Origin of the sequence: Anaeromassilibacillus sp. SJQ-1 (assembly GCF_046693725.1) — a bacterium.
GTDB lineage: Bacteria > Bacillota > Clostridia > Oscillospirales > Acutalibacteraceae > Anaeromassilibacillus.
Window position 1 is genome coordinate 1 of sequence record NZ_JBKEIV010000023.1, and the last position, 16,057, is coordinate 16,057.

The 16,057-nt window shown below is 48.4% G+C and carries 16 protein-coding genes; 10 read left to right on the forward strand and 6 right to left on the reverse strand.

From position 1 onward, the window contains the following. Positions 1 to 129: 129 nt before the first annotated feature. The 10 genes from ACGCCZ_RS06770 to ACGCCZ_RS06815 all read left to right on the forward strand — a co-directional run bounded on the left by ACGCCZ_RS06770 (position 130) and on the right by ACGCCZ_RS06815 (position 9,451). Positions 130 to 1,137, forward strand: a complete 1,008-nt coding sequence (locus ACGCCZ_RS06770) for a DUF6273 domain-containing protein (protein WP_411655613.1) — start codon at positions 130 to 132, stop codon at positions 1,135 to 1,137. Positions 1,138 to 1,146: 9 nt separating this feature from the next. Next, on the forward strand, positions 1,147 to 2,433 hold the full coding sequence (locus tag ACGCCZ_RS06775; protein ID WP_411655614.1) for a phage tail assembly chaperone: 1,287 nt from the start codon (positions 1,147 to 1,149) through the stop codon (positions 2,431 to 2,433). Further along, the gene (locus tag ACGCCZ_RS06780) at positions 2,417 to 3,187 is read left to right on the forward strand and encodes an N-acetylmuramoyl-L-alanine amidase (RefSeq protein ID WP_411655615.1); all 771 of its coding nucleotides are present in this window, start codon (positions 2,417 to 2,419) and stop codon (positions 3,185 to 3,187) included. The genes ACGCCZ_RS06775 and ACGCCZ_RS06780 overlap by 17 nt, the downstream gene beginning before the upstream one ends. An 18-nt stretch (positions 3,188 to 3,205) precedes the next feature. Continuing rightward, entirely contained in the window at positions 3,206 to 3,439 is a 234-nt protein-coding gene (locus ACGCCZ_RS06785; RefSeq protein WP_411655616.1) for a hypothetical protein, read from the forward strand. Between the two features lie 85 nt (positions 3,440 to 3,524). Beyond that, on the forward strand, positions 3,525 to 5,822 hold the full coding sequence (locus ACGCCZ_RS06790) for a hypothetical protein (protein WP_411655617.1): 2,298 nt from the start codon (positions 3,525 to 3,527) through the stop codon (positions 5,820 to 5,822). 346 nt (positions 5,823 to 6,168) lie between these two features. After that, positions 6,169 to 6,426 (forward strand): hypothetical protein, encoded by a 258-nt coding sequence (locus ACGCCZ_RS06795; RefSeq protein WP_411655618.1) that lies wholly within the window; start codon positions 6,169 to 6,171, stop codon positions 6,424 to 6,426. A 127-nt stretch (positions 6,427 to 6,553) separates the two neighbouring features. Continuing rightward, positions 6,554 to 7,294, forward strand: a complete 741-nt coding sequence (locus ACGCCZ_RS06800; protein ID WP_411655619.1) for a DNA adenine methylase — start codon at positions 6,554 to 6,556, stop codon at positions 7,292 to 7,294. A gap of 304 nt (positions 7,295 to 7,598) precedes the next feature. Next, a complete protein-coding gene (locus tag ACGCCZ_RS06805) occupies positions 7,599 to 7,871 on the forward strand; it encodes a sensor histidine kinase (RefSeq protein ID WP_411655620.1) in 273 nt (90 codons plus the stop codon). Then, the gene (locus tag ACGCCZ_RS06810; protein ID WP_411655621.1) at positions 7,849 to 8,778 is read left to right on the forward strand and encodes a response regulator; all 930 of its coding nucleotides are present in this window, start codon (positions 7,849 to 7,851) and stop codon (positions 8,776 to 8,778) included. Before ACGCCZ_RS06805 ends, ACGCCZ_RS06810 begins: the two co-directional genes overlap by 23 nt. A gap of 52 nt (positions 8,779 to 8,830) precedes the next feature. Continuing rightward, the gene (locus ACGCCZ_RS06815) at positions 8,831 to 9,451 is read left to right on the forward strand and encodes a helix-turn-helix transcriptional regulator (RefSeq protein WP_411655622.1); all 621 of its coding nucleotides are present in this window, start codon (positions 8,831 to 8,833) and stop codon (positions 9,449 to 9,451) included. 144 nt (positions 9,452 to 9,595) lie between these two features. On the opposite strand, the gene ACGCCZ_RS06820 is transcribed toward ACGCCZ_RS06815, so the two are convergent. From ACGCCZ_RS06820 to ACGCCZ_RS06845, 6 genes are all read right to left on the reverse strand, one after another. Then, positions 9,596 to 10,612, reverse strand: coding sequence for a galactose ABC transporter substrate-binding protein (locus ACGCCZ_RS06820; protein WP_082402086.1), 1,017 nt, complete (start codon positions 10,610 to 10,612; stop codon positions 9,596 to 9,598). A gap of 69 nt (positions 10,613 to 10,681) precedes the next feature. After that, a complete protein-coding gene (locus ACGCCZ_RS06825) occupies positions 10,682 to 11,653 on the reverse strand; it encodes a substrate-binding domain-containing protein (protein WP_054323296.1) in 972 nt (323 codons plus the stop codon). 45 nt (positions 11,654 to 11,698) lie between these two features. Then, a complete protein-coding gene (locus ACGCCZ_RS06830; RefSeq protein WP_054323297.1) occupies positions 11,699 to 13,480 on the reverse strand; it encodes a sensor histidine kinase in 1,782 nt (593 codons plus the stop codon). 53 nt (positions 13,481 to 13,533) lie between these two features. Further along, positions 13,534 to 14,484 carry a helix-turn-helix domain-containing protein gene (locus ACGCCZ_RS06835; RefSeq protein WP_411655623.1) on the reverse strand — a complete coding sequence of 317 codons (951 nt, stop codon included), beginning with the start codon at positions 14,482 to 14,484 and terminating at the stop codon, positions 13,534 to 13,536. Further along, positions 14,477 to 15,187, reverse strand: coding sequence for a response regulator (locus ACGCCZ_RS06840; RefSeq protein WP_411655624.1), 711 nt, complete (start codon positions 15,185 to 15,187; stop codon positions 14,477 to 14,479). The genes ACGCCZ_RS06835 and ACGCCZ_RS06840 overlap by 8 nt, the downstream gene beginning before the upstream one ends. Positions 15,188 to 15,660: 473 nt before the next feature. Next, the coding region (locus ACGCCZ_RS06845; protein ID WP_411655625.1) for an ABC transporter permease subunit at positions 15,661 to 16,057 on the reverse strand (397 nt) is incomplete at its 5' end.

A 16,057-nucleotide genomic window follows, 5' to 3' on the forward strand; every position in this document is an offset into this window, starting at 1 on the left:
ATGGCTGCCGCTTGGTGTTTTTGCGGCGATCTCTATGTAGGGGAGGTATGATTTATCAAAGATAGGATATCAACACATCCGGGGCGGGTATTGCTTACGCCTGTCAGTGGGCAGACCAATGTATTTGACATGAGCCGTGCAGACGATCCAATAGAGGATGGTACTCCACTCAATAAGGCGACGCTCCTACAGGACGATACAGCCTCATTACTTGATCTCGGTACAAAGGCTACTCCCGATCTAATGTTTAGTGCTCTGTACAATCGCACATTGGCACTCCATTTGGTCACAATTTCCTTCGACCCAGAATTTTCTGGTGAGGAATTTACAGTTGCCCAAGGTGACGATACTGTGTATACGGGCACAGTCCCAGAGACGCTTAAAAAAGTCATTGGACTTAGCTCCGCTGATACGACATATCGTATTACCTGTGGAGATACATATCGGGATATAACAACTGGACCATACTACGGGATGCAGACAATTGCTATTAGGTCTATATATCCGGATTTGGAGGACAATAGTTGGGACCAGATTGCCCAAGCAGCTAGTGCGGGAGTTGCGGCAGACTACTGGGCTGTTGGAGACACAAAAAACATTAAATTAAGCACAGGAGAGACACTTACTGCACAAATTTGGGATTTTGATCACGATGATCTCGAAGGAGGCGGAAAAGCTTCTATCACCTTTGGATTAAAAAATCTTATGCAAGATACGTCAAGAGTAGCAGAACAAGACGAAGATTGGTCTGATTGCATAATGAGGACAAAATTAGAGGCTATATTTGCACAACTTCCCGAAGACCTTAAATCTGTAATAAAGCCTGTAATAAAAAAGACATATAGACCAGGGTCGTCTTATGATACTATTTCTACGGTAGATAAACTATGGCTAATGTCCGGCGCTGAATCAGCATATCTATCTTCGGAAGAAGGGTATCCTTATCCAATTTTTACAGATGCGGCCAGCCGAATTAAACGCCTATCAAATGGGGATGGATCCGTCGAAGATTATTGGCTTAGAACTCCTAACAGATCATATACAAACCGATGGATGTATATTAGTACTGGTGGAAATTATACGACATCGACTGATCTGTCTGTCTCAAAAGGTATATGTTTTGGCTTTTGCATATAGGAGGTAACGATGTTTCTTTTGTTAGACCAACAGGACTTAATTGTAGATATGTCCGATCATATAATCCCTACAAAAAGACAATCTAATGGGGTTATTGTTGCGTGCCAGGAGGACGACTCTGACACCATATATGCATGCGATACGGATACATATTACCCTCTCTCGCTTTATCATACAAAAGAGATTGAGGATGTACCTAATAACGTAGTATCTGGATATTGGTATTATCGAGACGGATTTTTTACGACTGCAAAAAAAATGTATGCATACCGGGACGAGCTCCTTAATCAGTGCGATCTGATTTATTGCAATCCGTCTAACTGGTCGGCGATGGACGAGGCCACTCGTGCGGTATGGCAAGAGTATAAGCAAGCATTGCGGGATATCCCTCAACAGACGGGATTCCCGTTTTCGGTTTCTTTTCCTGCGCTTCCGGCGCAAGAAATCAAGTCAATGGGAGGATTTCATATGATCTTGACAATGGCAGATGGTACACGGCTCTATTGCATTGGTAATACCGGAGCCAATCAATCGTATAAGGGCGTCTATCGCCCTGGTGTCTGCATCAAATTTGATCCACAGGATTACACAGACCAGGAGTTGCGTACCATTTTTACAGACACAGCTAAAACAAAGTCTATGACGATCACAGGAGCAGACAAGCCGATCGAGGGCTATACCCTTTTTGTCCGGTCTTATTATCAGGAGGGGCAAATCGGCATAGAACTCGTCAAGGAGGTCAGCGTAAGAGAGACTCAACTCATGGAGCAATCTGAGGTGCAAGCCGCTGCAGTCGCCACCATTATTGGTGTCACTCCGGACGCGATTACCCCAGAGCTGGCACAGACCACCCGTGATAACATTGAGATGCTGGTCTCCTATGCACCGGATCAGGAGGCGGCTAAGGCCCCATCCTTGTATCCCTATTGGATAGTTGGGGAGGCAGTAGTACCTGGAGATCGGAGATACTACACGCCGACGCAAAAACTGTATAAGGTCCGTGATGGGCAAGGCCATACGACACAAGCTGATTGGACACCAGATAAGACGCCCAATTTGTGGGAGGTCATTGATGTTGTCCATGCAGGGACACAGGATGACCCTATACCCGCAGCAAAGGGCATGGAGTACACGTATGGCAAATACTATCTTGACCCAGAAGACGGTAAACTGTATCTATGTCAACAAGAGGGCGAGGAGGATGGAGGTACAATCAACCTACAGTATTTGCCTCATGAGCTTGTGTCTTCCTATTTTGTCGAGGTGGAGGTGAGTAATAATGAGGATATGGATTGATGCTGGGCACGGAGGCAATGACCCCGGTGCTTGTGCCCAGGGGCGACGGGAAAAGGATTGTACATTGCAGGTATGTGTAGAGCTTGCAAAATTGCTTAACTCATACGGGATATCCGTTGGACAGACAAGATCGACAGATACGTATGTGGATGTCGATAAGCGCGCCTCATTGTCTAATCGGTGGGGAGCCGATTATTTTGTGAGCGTCCACCTCAATGCTGGTGGTGGATCCGGTCTGGAGACTTATTGCTCGATCATAGGCACCAGGTCTCGCAAATTGGCTGAGCAGGTACAGCGAGTACTCCTTAGACTTGGATATCATGATCGGGGCGTCAAAACCAAGACTGGCACGGATGGCCGTGATTATTACGCAGTCATCCGGGAGACGACGGCTCCAGCTATCTTAATTGAGCTCGGTTTTATCGACTCCCCAAACGACATGCGCCGATTTGATCCTACACATGCAGCCCGTTTGATTGCGACTGGCATCCTCGCCGCTGTGGGCAAAGATGCACCTGTAATATCTGATACCACGCAGGACATCACTTTGGTACAAGGTGGCAGTTACCACGTCAAGCTAACAAGCCCTGTTAAGCCAGCCTTTACCGTGGGCAATGGTGCGGTGCTGCAGACAATTACTGGACGTCAATCAGGTAATGATTACATATTTGGTGTGAGGGCAATTGGCAAGTCAGGTCAAAGCACAGGCGTATATGCAAACGGCAAGTTGCTGTTTGGTGTGTTGATTAAGTAGAGATTAAGGAGGATTAATATGGATATTAATAGCTTTTTAAGTTGGGAGACTTTGGCCACTTTTACAGGGGTTGCGGCCTGTACGGGCTTGTTCACCCAAATGCTGAAGAGTATGACGGCTGAAGCTACCGACGCAGTGGCTGTCTTACATCATTGCGGCGGTGCTACTGGTCGTCACAACAGCAGCCACAGGCGGTTGGATGCAGCCCTGGACGGTCTGGGCGCTGATACCGCTGAATGCAGCTCTTGTTAGCTTGGCAAGCAATGGTGCATATCAGGCGGTTATCCGTATCAAAGACGGTAAATCGACCGATGAGACTGTCTAACCGGAGGAGTACATGATTACACTTAATCGGGATTGGAGTATATCTGCAGCTCCGCAAGAGCTGGTTGTAGGGTATGCCGCAGAGCATAATGTCTACACTTTGGTTATACTGCAGACCGGTGGAGCTATGTATGCAGACTGGACAATTGCTATGGACGCAGAGACGGGGATACGCAAAGATGTTTGGCTGGTGGACGCACAGGTATCGGAGGATAACCTTATCCTACGTATCCCTATCAAGAGGGAGTATATCCCAGAGGGTGGGATCGCTCATGTGCAGCTCAGATACGAGGCTCCAGATGGGCGCACCAAAAAGTCCGCTATTATTGATCTGAGGATCAAGAGGAGCATCAATGCTCCTGGGGATGTCCCATCACCACTCCCCTCTGAGTTTGTGGAGCTTGAGCAGCAAGTAATGGACGCTCGTGATGAGGCTGTAGAGGCGGCAGATCGTGCGCAGGTAGTAGTGGGGAGCAGTCCTTACATTAGCCCTGACGGTACATGGATGATTTGGGACAAAGATGCCGGAGAGTTTGTCGACTCTGGTGTAGATGCGATCGGACCCAAAGGAGACCCTGGCGAGACCGGGCCGGAAGGACCACAAGGGCCTAAGGGAGATCCCGGCGAGACCGGGCCAGAGGGACCGCAAGGACCTAAGGGAGATCCCGGCGAGACCGGGCCAGCGGGGCCACAGGGTCCCAAAGGAGACCCTGGCGAGACCGGGCCAGAGGGACCGCAAGGTCCTAAGGGAGATTCCGGCGAGACCGGGCCAGCGGGACCACAGGGTCCCAAAGGAGACCCTGGCGAGACCGGACCAGAGGGACCGCAAGGACCTAAGGGAGATCCCGGCGAGACCGGTCCAGCAGGACCGCAGGGGCCCAAAGGAGACCCCGGTGAGACCGGGCCAGTAGGGCCGCAGGGGCCTAAAGGAGACCCCGGCGAGACCGGGCCGGAGGGACCGCAAGGTCCTAAGGGAGATCCCGGCGAGACCGGTCCAGCGGGGCCACAGGGTCCCAAAGGAGACCCTGGCGAGACCGGACCGGAGGGACCGCAAGGTCCTAAGGGAGATCCCGGCGAGACCGGACCAGAGGGACCGCAAGGTCCTAAAGGAGATCCCGGCGAGACCGGGCCGGAGGGACCGCAAGGTCCTAAGGGAGACCCTGGCGAGACCGGTCCAGCGGGGCCACAGGGTCCCAAAGGAGACCCTGGAGAGACCGGACCGGAGGGACCGCAAGGTCCTAAGGGAGATCCCGGCGAGACCGGACCAGAGGGACCGCAAGGTCCTAAAGGAGATCCCGGCGAGACCGGGCCGGAGGGACCACAGGGTCCTAAGGGAGACCCCGGCGAGACCGGGCCGGAGGGACCGCAAGGTCCTAAGGGAGACCCTGGCGAGACCGGGCCAGCAGGGCCGCAGGGGCCCAAAGGAGACCCCGGCGAGACCGGGCCGGAGGGACCGCAAGGTCCTAAGGGAGACCCTGGCGAGACCGGGCCAGCAGGGCCACAAGGTCCTAAGGGAGACCCTGGCGAGACCGGGCCGGAAGGACCACAAGGTCCTAAGGGAGATCCCGGCGAGACCGGGCCGGAGGGACCGCAAGGTCCTAAGGGAGACCCTGGCGAGACCGGGCCAGCAGGGCCACAAGGTCCTAAAGGGGACGGTAGTTGTCCCATTGTCACTACATCAGGTTCTGGTAGCAAATACACAGCGACAGTAGATGGCATCACAGAGCTAATCACAGGGATGATGATTGTAATTATCCCCCATGTTACTAGCACGACGGTGGTACCTACCCTGGATCTCAATGGATTAGGTGCTAAAACGATTTATCACCATTACAGCTACACCAATATGACCCGTGCATCAGCATATTCGTATAGTTGGCTTACAGAAAATATCCCTCAGCTGTTGCAGTATGACGGTGTGGCCTGGATTGCAATAGGCAAAGATCGTCCTTATGCAGATGATCTCACGGGTACGCTTAAGGTTAATCATGGAGGTACCGGAAAGTCAAGTTTAACTCGGTATGGTCTGCTATACGCATCATCCTCATCGACTATAACACAGCTGTCTCCTCCATCCAGTAGCGCCTTTTTGTCACAGCAGAGTAGTTCTGTGCCTGTCTGGAAATCATCAGATGATATGTGTGATGCCATAGGGGCGGTCCCTGTCGATATAATGGATGCTCTCCTCGCAACAAAACTGGATGTTGACGGCGATGCAGCCAGTGTCAATGGACTACATTTTACGGTAATGGAGGCCACGCCAGAGACGTTGCCTACAGATACCGTTGCTTTTGTCTTTGAGGAGGGGTAACGTGCCAATCATACGGGCTAATCCACAAGGCATCATACAATCCGTATCGGTAGTACCTATATCCGGGGCGGACGGAGTGATACGATCGGCGACCAGCAGCTGGCTACAAGATCGTACAGGGATTATGCGTCCCGTATACGGCGGAGCCACTCCGCCCAGCAGCAGGACATATATTTACAGGACAGGTGTTTGGAGTGATACGCTGCTTACAACTCACATATATAATGGTGATCACCTAGAGTCAGATACATATATTGAGATCAATGCTGATTCTAGTGCTGCATTAATGACCCAGTCGACTCTCACATTATCTGCAGGTACATCAGATGAGACGTCTGGGATATTTATGTCTTATACCCGATTAGGTGTGGATATCGATTGCAATATTAATAAGATTGGCGGAGGGGCTGTCAAGATTAGCTTATTAGATTCTAAGGGTATGTTTAGTATAGGCAAAACTTTGATCGAATCTTTTGACAGTGTTACAGTTGTTGATATGTCTAATATAATGGCAGATGATTGTGCTAAGGGCCTACAATTTAATGTAATGTCTATGAGTGAGGCTGTAACAACCGTCAAAATAAGGGCAATTTGGTTATCGTAGGAGGTAAGATGAACATATTAATGTTGATCTATGGTCATCTCACCTACATAAAAATGTGAAAAATATTGACAACACCCCCAGTGTAAAAACTGGGGGTGTTGTTGTTTAAGAAAGGAATTGATAGTAATTGGATAGTTTTATTAGTCGTATTGGAGGCAAAAAATTGCTCCGAAACAAAATAATTGAGAGGTTCCCCGATCACTTTGGTAGATACATCGAGGTCTTTGGAGGTGCTGGCTGGGTCTTATTTGGTCGCGATCGTCACGCTCCCATAGAGGTATATAACGATGCCGATGGTAGACTCGTCAATCTATTTAGGATCGTAAAATATCACCCCAAAGCCCTCCAAGATGAGCTAGAGTTTGTCCTTAATTCTCGGGAAGTTTTCCAATCCTGCTGCCAGGCGTCTCCTCCATGGGCCATGACAGATATACAGCGTGCTGCATTGTATTACACCCTCATCCGAGAGAGCTTTGGAGCAGATTGCCGGAGCTACTCCTGTCGACCGCGTGATATTAATAGTACCGTAAATTATTTAACACAAGTCAGTAAGAGATTATCTCGAGTTGTAATTGAGCATAAGGATTTTGAGGATTTAATCAAAGTATACGATCGGCCGGATGCATTATTTTATCTTGATCCTCCCTATTATGGGACAGAACAATATTACGATATAGACTTTACGGAGGCTGATCATTTACGCCTAAAAGATATTTTATCCCACCTTAAAGGCAAGTTTATCCTCTCTTATAACAATGATGATTTTATACACAATCTCTATGCGGAGTACAACATCGAAGCAGTCAGCCGCTCTAACAATCTTGCACCGGGCAAAAAATTCGGCGAACTTATTATTCGGAATTATTAAAACCCGGAGCGTTAAACTGCTCCGACTTTTTCTTAATTTATTTAACTACCTTTGACTGGTTCTCATCTAAAATCTCTATTTTCCCAATGTTTTACGAGCTCTGCCGTATACGTCTTTGCATCCTGATAAGTAGAGGCTAGAGTATATACTTCCATTAGTACGGCCAATATGTTGTAGCGTTATCTACTTCGTTGTTTTTTTATCTCCTATTAATACTCATATTTATACAATTATTGGCAATGAGATCAAAAATAAATTTTGTAGTTTATTTGCAAATATTTTGTAGTTTATTTGCAAAGCAACAATGGCACTCAAAACGGAAGAGGCGCGATATATCAATATTTCCATCTCCGACAATGGAAGTGGGTTTCCACCGGAAATGCTGGAAGCGCTTAACCAAGCGGGGAAATTTGAATACACGGGGCAGCATGTCGGTATCCTTAACGTGAAGCATCGTTTTGCGTTGCTCTATAAAGGTAAGAGCATTTTCTCGTTCAGTAATCTGAAAAGAGGTTCCCGAATCGAAATTTTTATTCCAGAAGAAGGTGACAGCGATGACCGTTCTTGTGGTCGATGATCAATCCAATGTGGTTGGTGGAATCATCTCCGGCGTGCATTGGAGTGATATTGGGGTGACAAAGGTTGTCCCAGCATATAACGCCTTTGAGGCAAAGCAGATTCTATTGACACAGCGGGTTGACATTATGCTCTGCGACATTGAAATGCCTGTGGAAAATGGGCTTGCTCTTTTCCGTTGGGTTCAGGAACAAGGCCTGGACACCGAATGCATTTTTTTGACAGCGCACGCAGATTTCTATTATGCCAAGGAGGCTGTTCGCCTGGGTGGATTCGATTACATCCTTCAGCCTGCCCGTTATGAAGATATCCAAGCATCTGTCCTTCGGGCCATACACAAGGTGGAGACCCGCCGGGAACTTCAAGAGTATTCCTCCTATGGAAAAATGATGTATCGACGCCGCGATGTTCTGTTGGAAGGAATGCTCAAAGGTTGGTATTGTGGGGAAGAGGTTCAACTCTCCACCATCCTAGAGGACTTCGAAAAGTTAGAAATACCTATCCACGGCGACACGCCGGCCTATTATGTTTTGATCCAGCTTCTCCGATGGAACGATTGTACAAACGGGTGGAACCGTGACCTTGTAAAATATGCCTTTGCAAATATCTTATCTGAATTGTTTGCCCAGTACGGCCAAAAGATTCTTTTGGTTCAGCTGGATCGCTCTTCTTTTGCCTTTCTCTCCTATGCAGAGGAAAGCATCTTTATGGATGAATCGGCTTTAAAAGAGACAGCTGACCTCCTTTTGGGAGGCTTGTGCCAATCACTTCCATTGCGAAGTCGCGTGCTATGCCGGCCCTCGTCTGTTCCCTTCCGAATTGACCGGCCGTGCGCGTGTACTCCTGCATCTGCGCGAACAAAATGTTGCGTTGGCCAGCGGGGTCTTTTTTCCTGGGGACATCGCTGAGACCCCACATGAGCACAAAGAGTCTCCCAATTTCAAACGTTGGGAGAGCCTATTGACCAGTGGATATGCGCCCCTAGTCGGTCGTGAAGCCAAGGGATATTTGGACAATCTGGCGCAAGCCGGGACATTGGATGCCGACACCCTTCAGTGCTTTTATCAATCTATGTTACAAATCCTGTGCAGCGCTGCTGAGGATGCCTCCATTCCTCCGGGAGAATTCCTTCCCGAAAAGAAATACAGCCAGCGTTCTCTGAACAACTACCTGACCATCGACGATGTGAAGGGTTGGCTGGATCGTGCCACCAGAGCCTTCCAGACGGATGTCCATTCAGACAAAGATACGAAGGGGCAGATGGAACAGATTGTTCAGTACATTCAGAATCATATCGAACGGGACATTCGTCGTACAGAAATTGCAGAGGAGTTCTACCTGAATCCCGACTATCTCTCCCGCCTTTTCAAAAAAGAGATGGGTGTACAGCTCAAAGATTTTATTGTAGCTGAAAAAATGAAGGTAGCGCAGGACCTTTTGCGCACCACAGCGTTGCCTGTAAGCATGGTTGCAGCAAAGGTCGGATATTCCAACTTCTCCCATTTTTCACAGGTTTATAAAAAAGTGATCGGCCGTTCGCCAGCCGAGGATCGCGCGTCGCAGGGGGAAAACGTCCTTTAAACTGGCAAGAATTGTCGCTACATTTTCGTTTTATCAACAAGAATCTGTTTGGGAATGAAGAACTCTATGCGCCCTGCCGCCAACATTTCCTTTTGGACAACCGTAAAAAGGCCCGCGGAGAACCATCCGCGGGCCTTTGCTATTTTATTCCGTTTGTGTGAGATAATCCATCTCTTCCTGCACATTCTCTTGCGTGACAATTCGATGCGGCGCCCGCACATATTGACCGTTCATCCGCTGTACCGTTGCCTGTGGATCTTCACCGTCCGCCAATGTGCAGGCAATGTCCAACATTGCTTGAGCCTGAATCTGCGCGTCATTGACCACAGAACCGAGCATTTCTCCATTTTGAATCGCCTCTAGGGCAGACATTGTGCCGTCCACTCCTACGACCACCGGACCGTTCTCCAACATGTCCCGCTCCTTCAGAGCATCGATCGCGCCAAGTGCCATATCGTCGTTGTTGCTGAGCACCACTTCAATTTCGTCACCGAATTGGTCCAGCCAGGCAAGCATTTTCGCTGATCCAAGGGACCTCTGCCAGTTCGCCGTGTCATTCGCCAACTTCTCCATTTGAATGCCTGTGGCCGTGATGGTCTTAACCGAATATTCGGTTCGGATCAGGGAATCTTGATGGGCCTGTTCCCCTTCCAACATTACATATTGCAGCTTACCATCGCCATTTTTATCAATTTCTGGATTCTTTTGTACGGCATCCAGAATAATCTGGCCCTGCATGATGCCGGATTCCTTGGCATCCGTTCCCACATAGTAAGCGCGGTTCCACATCCGGATGTCCTCCTCCACTGGCTCCCGGTTGAAAAAGATCACTGGGATGTCCGCACGCTTGGCCTTATCGATGATGACCGCAGCGACCGTACGATCTACCATATTGACACAAATGACATCATACGACTGTGAAATGAAGTTGTCCACCTGATCGTTTTGATTGGACTGGCTGTTTTTCCCATCCGTAATATTCAGAATGATTTTCTTCCCCGTCTCTGCCTCCTTGTCCTTGGACAGCCGTTCCAGATCATCACACAGGGCCGCAATGAATGTATCATCGCTCCGGTAAGTTGCCACGCCAATTTTGACGGTCTGTATCGGATGCGAGTTCCCGTCAACATGACAGGCGGTGGCCCCGAAAAGACAAGCCATACTGAGCAACAGGCAAAGTACACTTTTCACGAGTCTCTGTGTCACAGGATCATCCCTTTCTGCGGCTGCTCATCGAACAAACGGAAATAGCAGCCTCTGATTTTCTGGAGTATACATGTCCGCATAATTGACAATTGCAAAGTTTATGGTGGCGTTTTCGCTCCAGTCCCCCTTGATCTGGCTGACCGCAGTTGTCACCCCCAGATAGCCAATATTAAATTCGTTTTGCACTCCAATGGAGGTGATGACTTTTTCTTCCAGATAGGAAACAACCTGGTTGGTGCGTCCCACGCCAAATATATCGACTGTAGTCACTCCCGGCGGGCTGAGCTCCTTCTCCGCACGGGCAACCGCCTCCAAGGTAGCTCCATCCAACGCCACAGCCTTGTTGACATCCCTCTTCTGCAGGAGCTTTTTGGCGGTTTCATACGCTTGCGTCGGGTCATCCGGGATCTCCCAAAAGCTTAGTTCCATCCCATTCTGTTGTAAGACCTCCAACATTCCTTGGTACCGCTCATATACGCTGGAACAAGAAAGGCTACTTTGTAAAATAGCCACTTTATTTCCCTTTGCGCCTTGTTTGAATATTTCTTCCCCTAAGGCTCTCCCCAGGGCAAAATTGTCGCATCCAATATAGGGGAGGTTTTCCAGTCCTTCCACAGTAGATTCAATGGCAACAACCGGCACAAATTTCTGCGCTTCCTCAATCGGAGCCCGCAGATCCTGCGAATTGACCGGCGCAATCATCACAGCGTCTGCGCCGTTCTGCACCTCACGCTTTAACAGTGCGACCTGCTCCTCCACATTGTTTTCGCTGGACAGATAGATGGACGTGATCTCAACGTTCAGATCATTGGCGGCCTGTTCAATCCCCTGTTCGATTGTACTCCAACTTTCCGTTTTTATCCCTCGGGCAATAAAAGAAATCTGAATGGGTTCCTCATATCTTTTATTCCAGCCGCTGTCGCCGGACAACCCAATCAAGGATACCCCCAATAGGATAAACACGACGGCAACCACCAATATTTTCTTCTTACTCATCAAAGGCCTCCCAAATGGTTTCCGGTCGGAGCAAGCTCCTTCCCTTTATTTGGCAGGAAGATGGATTCGGGCCGTAGTTCCCTCATCCGGTTCACTGTACAGGGAAAGGCCGTAATCTGGGCCAAAGTAAAGTTGTATGCGCTCCTGTACATTTTTCAACCCAATGCCAGAGCCCTTGCCGCGCACCTTCCCGGTGTCCTTGGTCAGCAGAGCATCCGCCTGTTCCTGTGGCATCCCCAAGCCATTGTCCACTACATCGATATAGAGGTCCCCATCCTTGCGATACGCACGGATATAAATTTCACCGTCTCCGTCCATAAACTCCATTCCATGGTAAATCGCGTTTTCTACCAATGGCTGTACAATCAGTTTGATGGTCTGGCAATGAAGTGTCTCGGGTTCCGCCGTAATCTCATACGTAAATTTATTTTTGTAGCGAATTTTCTGAATTGTTAAATAATTTCGGACATGTTCCAGCTCGTCCGCAACGGTAATGATATTTTTTCCCTTCGAAAGGCTAATTCGGAACAATTTTGCCAGAGATGTCACCATTTGAATAGCGCCTTCGTAGCGCTCATTTTCCACCATCCAAACAATCGAATCCAGGGTATTGTAAAGGAAATGGGGATTGATCTGCGATTGCAGCGCATCCATTTCACTTTTTCGTTTGCTCTCCTGCTCTGTAACTACGTCGTCCATCAGTTTTCGCATCTGTTCGGCCATGGAACGGATTGCTTTTCCAAGATGCTGAATTTCGTAGGAACCTTTGATACTGATATGAGCATCCAGGTTCCCCTTTTCCAGTTCCTTAACCGAACGTTCCAGAGATTTTACCGGATTGGCGATTCTCTGAGAGAGAAACATGTTCACTGTAATCAACAAAAAGATGGCAAAGCAAACAAAGAACATGGAAAACAGCTGGAATTGACTGTAATCGTTTGTAATATCCGACATGGGCACCACGCCGACAATCCGCCAGCCCGTGTATCCTACCGTCTTGACGGTCACCAAACGTTGCTGCCCCTCGAAGTCCTCTGTATGGGTGCCATCCTCGTAGGCAGCCGCCTGCAAATTGTTTTCATGGATTAAATTGGAGTAGATCAACTGTTGGCGCGGATGATAGATGATTTCCCCATTCGCGTCTATAAGATACAGGTATCCCGATTCCCCCAGATCGACATTCTTGCAAATCTGTTCGATGCCGCTAAAATTCATATCGACCAATAGCACCCCATGCACAATGGAACCACTTCGCGTAAGCTCGACTGAACGGCTCAACGAGACAACCCAGCTGTACCGGTTATCCGAATTGGTAAACAAATTCTGTACATGCGGTGTAGAAAAATGTAAGTTTTCAATCCGCTCATTTGCAACAACGAACCAGTCCTGGCTCTTGGGGTCCACTGTAAATTTCAGCTGAGAGAGCGGCTCCGCAGCGACTACTTCACCGCTGTCTGTAAAAACGGCCACACTGACCAACAGGTCCCGGTTTGTTTCATAAAGCAAGCGCATATCTTTGACGAGGCTGTCCATGTCCGTCTCAATGTCAACATTTTTGATGACACGGTAATACATGGAATCCGAGACACGCATCATGTTATGCAGGTAATTGTCCAAGTTTAAATTGACCTGGCTTAACATACGCCGGTTGTCATCGGAGACCATTTTCTCACTGGAATTGATAAACCGCGCGGACAGTATGACGGCCACCAGAATCATTCCGGCCACCGCCACCAAGGTAAAGGTGATCGAAATCGTAAACTGGATGCTGCGTTTTTTATAAGCATGTTTGATCCTCTGCGAAAAGTTTCTCAGACGTCTCAGCATCACAATCCTCCATGGGTTCGCGTTCCACACCCCACCTCTTCCCTACAATTTCTCTATTTTCCCACAGGCTTTTCGGAATTGTCCCTTGGTGGGGGCGCCGCTTGACGGTATTTGGAAGGGGAGACGCCGAAACGCTTTTTAAAAACATAGCTAAAATAGTTCGGCTCCGTGTAGCCTACTTTTCCAGCGATCACATACGTCTTGTCGTCGGTCGTATTGAGTAAACTCAGCGCATGTTGGAGCCGTACCTCTGTCAAATAAGAAACAAAGCTCATCTCTGTTTCCCTCTTGAAAACCGTCGAAAAATAAGCGGGGCTCACATGTAAAACCGCACACAGCTTTTCCACAGAAATCTCCGGGTCCATATAGTGTTCTTCAATATATTGTTTGGCATTGCGTGCCAGAAGTTTTGTAGAGTCCAGGCGTTCCCGTTTGACCTGAGCACTAATTCGTGTACAAGCCTCGATCAACCACTGCCGGATCTTGGACGGTGAATGTGAAAAAATCGTGGTAAAATAATTGAATTCTTCGCCAAAGACCTCATCTGTATTGAGTTCATAGGTGCGCACAACACGCAACAATGCAGTAACCAACTCTACCAAATAAACCTGATATTGACCGACCGGAATGAGCTGCGCTTCAAAACGCGAAAACAGCTCGTTGACCACCTTTGTGATCTCCTCTTCCCCGCCCAATTTGATGGCGTTAATCAAGGCACGTTCTTCCTGTTCTCCAAATTGCAGTTGTACCGAAGTGTCAGGTTCCACGTCCTTAATATATATTGCACGGCCTTCGCCCATGATAGCGCTGTAATCCAATGCGCTTTGCGCCTGCTGATAAGAGCGGCTAATCTCATTGAGATCCGTGCAAAGGCCGCCTACGCCGGCGGAGATGTCCCCGCCCAATACACGGGATGCACTCTTACAGACTTCATTCAATCCAGTAATCAAGGAAGTGACATCGTTATCACTCTGAAAATCCGCCAGAATGACAACATTATCCATATAAAGAAAAACTTGTGAAATGGCAAAACCGCCCCAAAATCTCTCCGACCGTTTTTGCCACGGAAAGCGGAACCAACTCCTGCGCGCTACGAAGAGGCGTTGCATCGGCCAAAGCCTGTGCAGAATCTCCCTCTGCATGCACCAATGCGACCGTCCAATATTTTGCAGCCAAGTGAAGTTGGAACATTTCTGCCTGTGCTTGTACGCGCTGCTGTGGAACACGTCCTTCCAAGAGTCCAACCAAAAATTGCTCCCGCAGCACAGGCAAGCTTTCTTGATAATTTCGGCGCAACTTTTCAATATCACGCTGATCTGCAAGCTCCTGATCCAATTGGCATTTCAGCTTTTGCAGGGTCTGGGTGAGCTCCTGCGCATTAACTGGTTTCAGCAAGTACTCCGTGACGTTCAATTTGATTGCCCTTTGCGCGTACTCAAAATCATCAAATCCGGAAAAAATAATCATCTTCACAGAGGGCATTTTCTCCGCGATGTGTTGACACAGTTGCAAGCCATCCATGAACGACATTTTAATATCGGTCATGATGACGTCTGGATGCAGGTGTTCGGCCAATTCCAATGCCTCTACGCCATTTTCCGCACTGCCGACTACCTCATATCCCAGGGCATTCCAGTCGATTTTCCGGATAATCCCTTCTCGAATCTCCTCCTCATCATCCACCACAATTACTCGATATTGTCCCATATGTGGAAACTCCTTTGTTTGTTTTCAGTCCACGGCCTTTCTTGTAGCATCTCACAATTTCCGCTTTCATGACAATGATTCTTTAACTATTTGATTGTTCTTTAAATTTATTGTACCATTCTTACACAAATTGCGCAACACTTTCCATTTCATAGGCACACTCGGTCTTTCTGCGGGCAATTCGATGGAAAAAACAGCACGCATTGACCGATAATATTGAGAACATATCCGCTCAAAAAGCGGAATAAAAGACCTTGTACAAGCCCATCTAAAAATCGTTATTTCGTTTTATTGTAACAGAAACCGAAATCATATGGCTGCATAATTCAGAAATTCGCCGCAGAGACAAGGAAATTTTTCATCCTACCCTTGTTTTTCTCTCCCCATCGTTGCACCTCTCCGCAAATTCAATTGGAAATAAAAAAAGGCCTGTTCCAGAAAATCTGGAACAGGCCTGAATTTTCAGATGTAAATTACTTTCTTCTGTACTTGGACAGGTCGATTGCAACAGCGATCGCGATAATGATGCCCTTGATCACCTGCTGCCACATCGGGCTAACACCGATGAACTGCAGACCATACTGGATGACCGTAAAGATCAACACGCCGCTGATGATGCCGCCAACCGTACCGATACCACCATTCAAAGATACGCCGCCGACCACGCAAGCCGCGATTGCGTCGAGTTCGTAGCCGTCGCCATAGTTGTTGGTTGCACCAGCTGTTCTAGCAGCTTCCAAAACGCCGCCAACACCATACATGAAGGAAGCAAGAATGAAGATGCCCATGATGGTCTTGAACACGTTAACGCCGGAAACAACAGCCGCTTCACGGTTGCCGCCGATCGCATACACGTTCTTACCAAATACC

Bases quoted from the DNA above. Each gene is read 5' to 3' on its own strand.
- ACGCCZ_RS06805 (WP_411655620.1), top strand. From the start codon at position 7,599: ATGGCACTCAAAACGGAAGAGGCGCGATATATCAATATTTCCATCTCC.
- ACGCCZ_RS06770 (WP_411655613.1), top strand. From the start codon at position 130: ATGAGCCGTGCAGACGATCCAATAGAGGATGGTACTCCACTCAATAAG.
- ACGCCZ_RS06825 (WP_054323296.1), bottom strand. From the start codon at position 11,653: ATGAGTAAGAAGAAAATATTGGTGGTTGCCGTCGTGTTTATCCTATTG.
- ACGCCZ_RS06775 (WP_411655614.1), top strand. From the start codon at position 1,147: ATGTTTCTTTTGTTAGACCAACAGGACTTAATTGTAGATATGTCCGAT.
- ACGCCZ_RS06820 (WP_082402086.1), bottom strand. From the start codon at position 10,612: ATGGCTTGTCTTTTCGGGGCCACCGCCTGTCATGTTGACGGGAACTCG.
- ACGCCZ_RS06785 (WP_411655616.1), top strand. From the start codon at position 3,206: ATGGATATTAATAGCTTTTTAAGTTGGGAGACTTTGGCCACTTTTACA.
- ACGCCZ_RS06835 (WP_411655623.1), bottom strand. From the start codon at position 14,484: ATGGATAATGTTGTCATTCTGGCGGATTTTCAGAGTGATAACGATGTC.
- ACGCCZ_RS06790 (WP_411655617.1), top strand. From the start codon at position 3,525: ATGATTACACTTAATCGGGATTGGAGTATATCTGCAGCTCCGCAAGAG.
- ACGCCZ_RS06840 (WP_411655624.1), bottom strand. From the start codon at position 15,187: ATGGGACAATATCGAGTAATTGTGGTGGATGATGAGGAGGAGATTCGA.
- ACGCCZ_RS06795 (WP_411655618.1), top strand. From the start codon at position 6,169: ATGTCTTATACCCGATTAGGTGTGGATATCGATTGCAATATTAATAAG.
- ACGCCZ_RS06810 (WP_411655621.1), top strand. From the start codon at position 7,849: ATGACCGTTCTTGTGGTCGATGATCAATCCAATGTGGTTGGTGGAATC.
- ACGCCZ_RS06780 (WP_411655615.1), top strand. From the start codon at position 2,417: ATGAGGATATGGATTGATGCTGGGCACGGAGGCAATGACCCCGGTGCT.
- ACGCCZ_RS06830 (WP_054323297.1), bottom strand. From the start codon at position 13,480: ATGCTGAGACGTCTGAGAAACTTTTCGCAGAGGATCAAACATGCTTAT.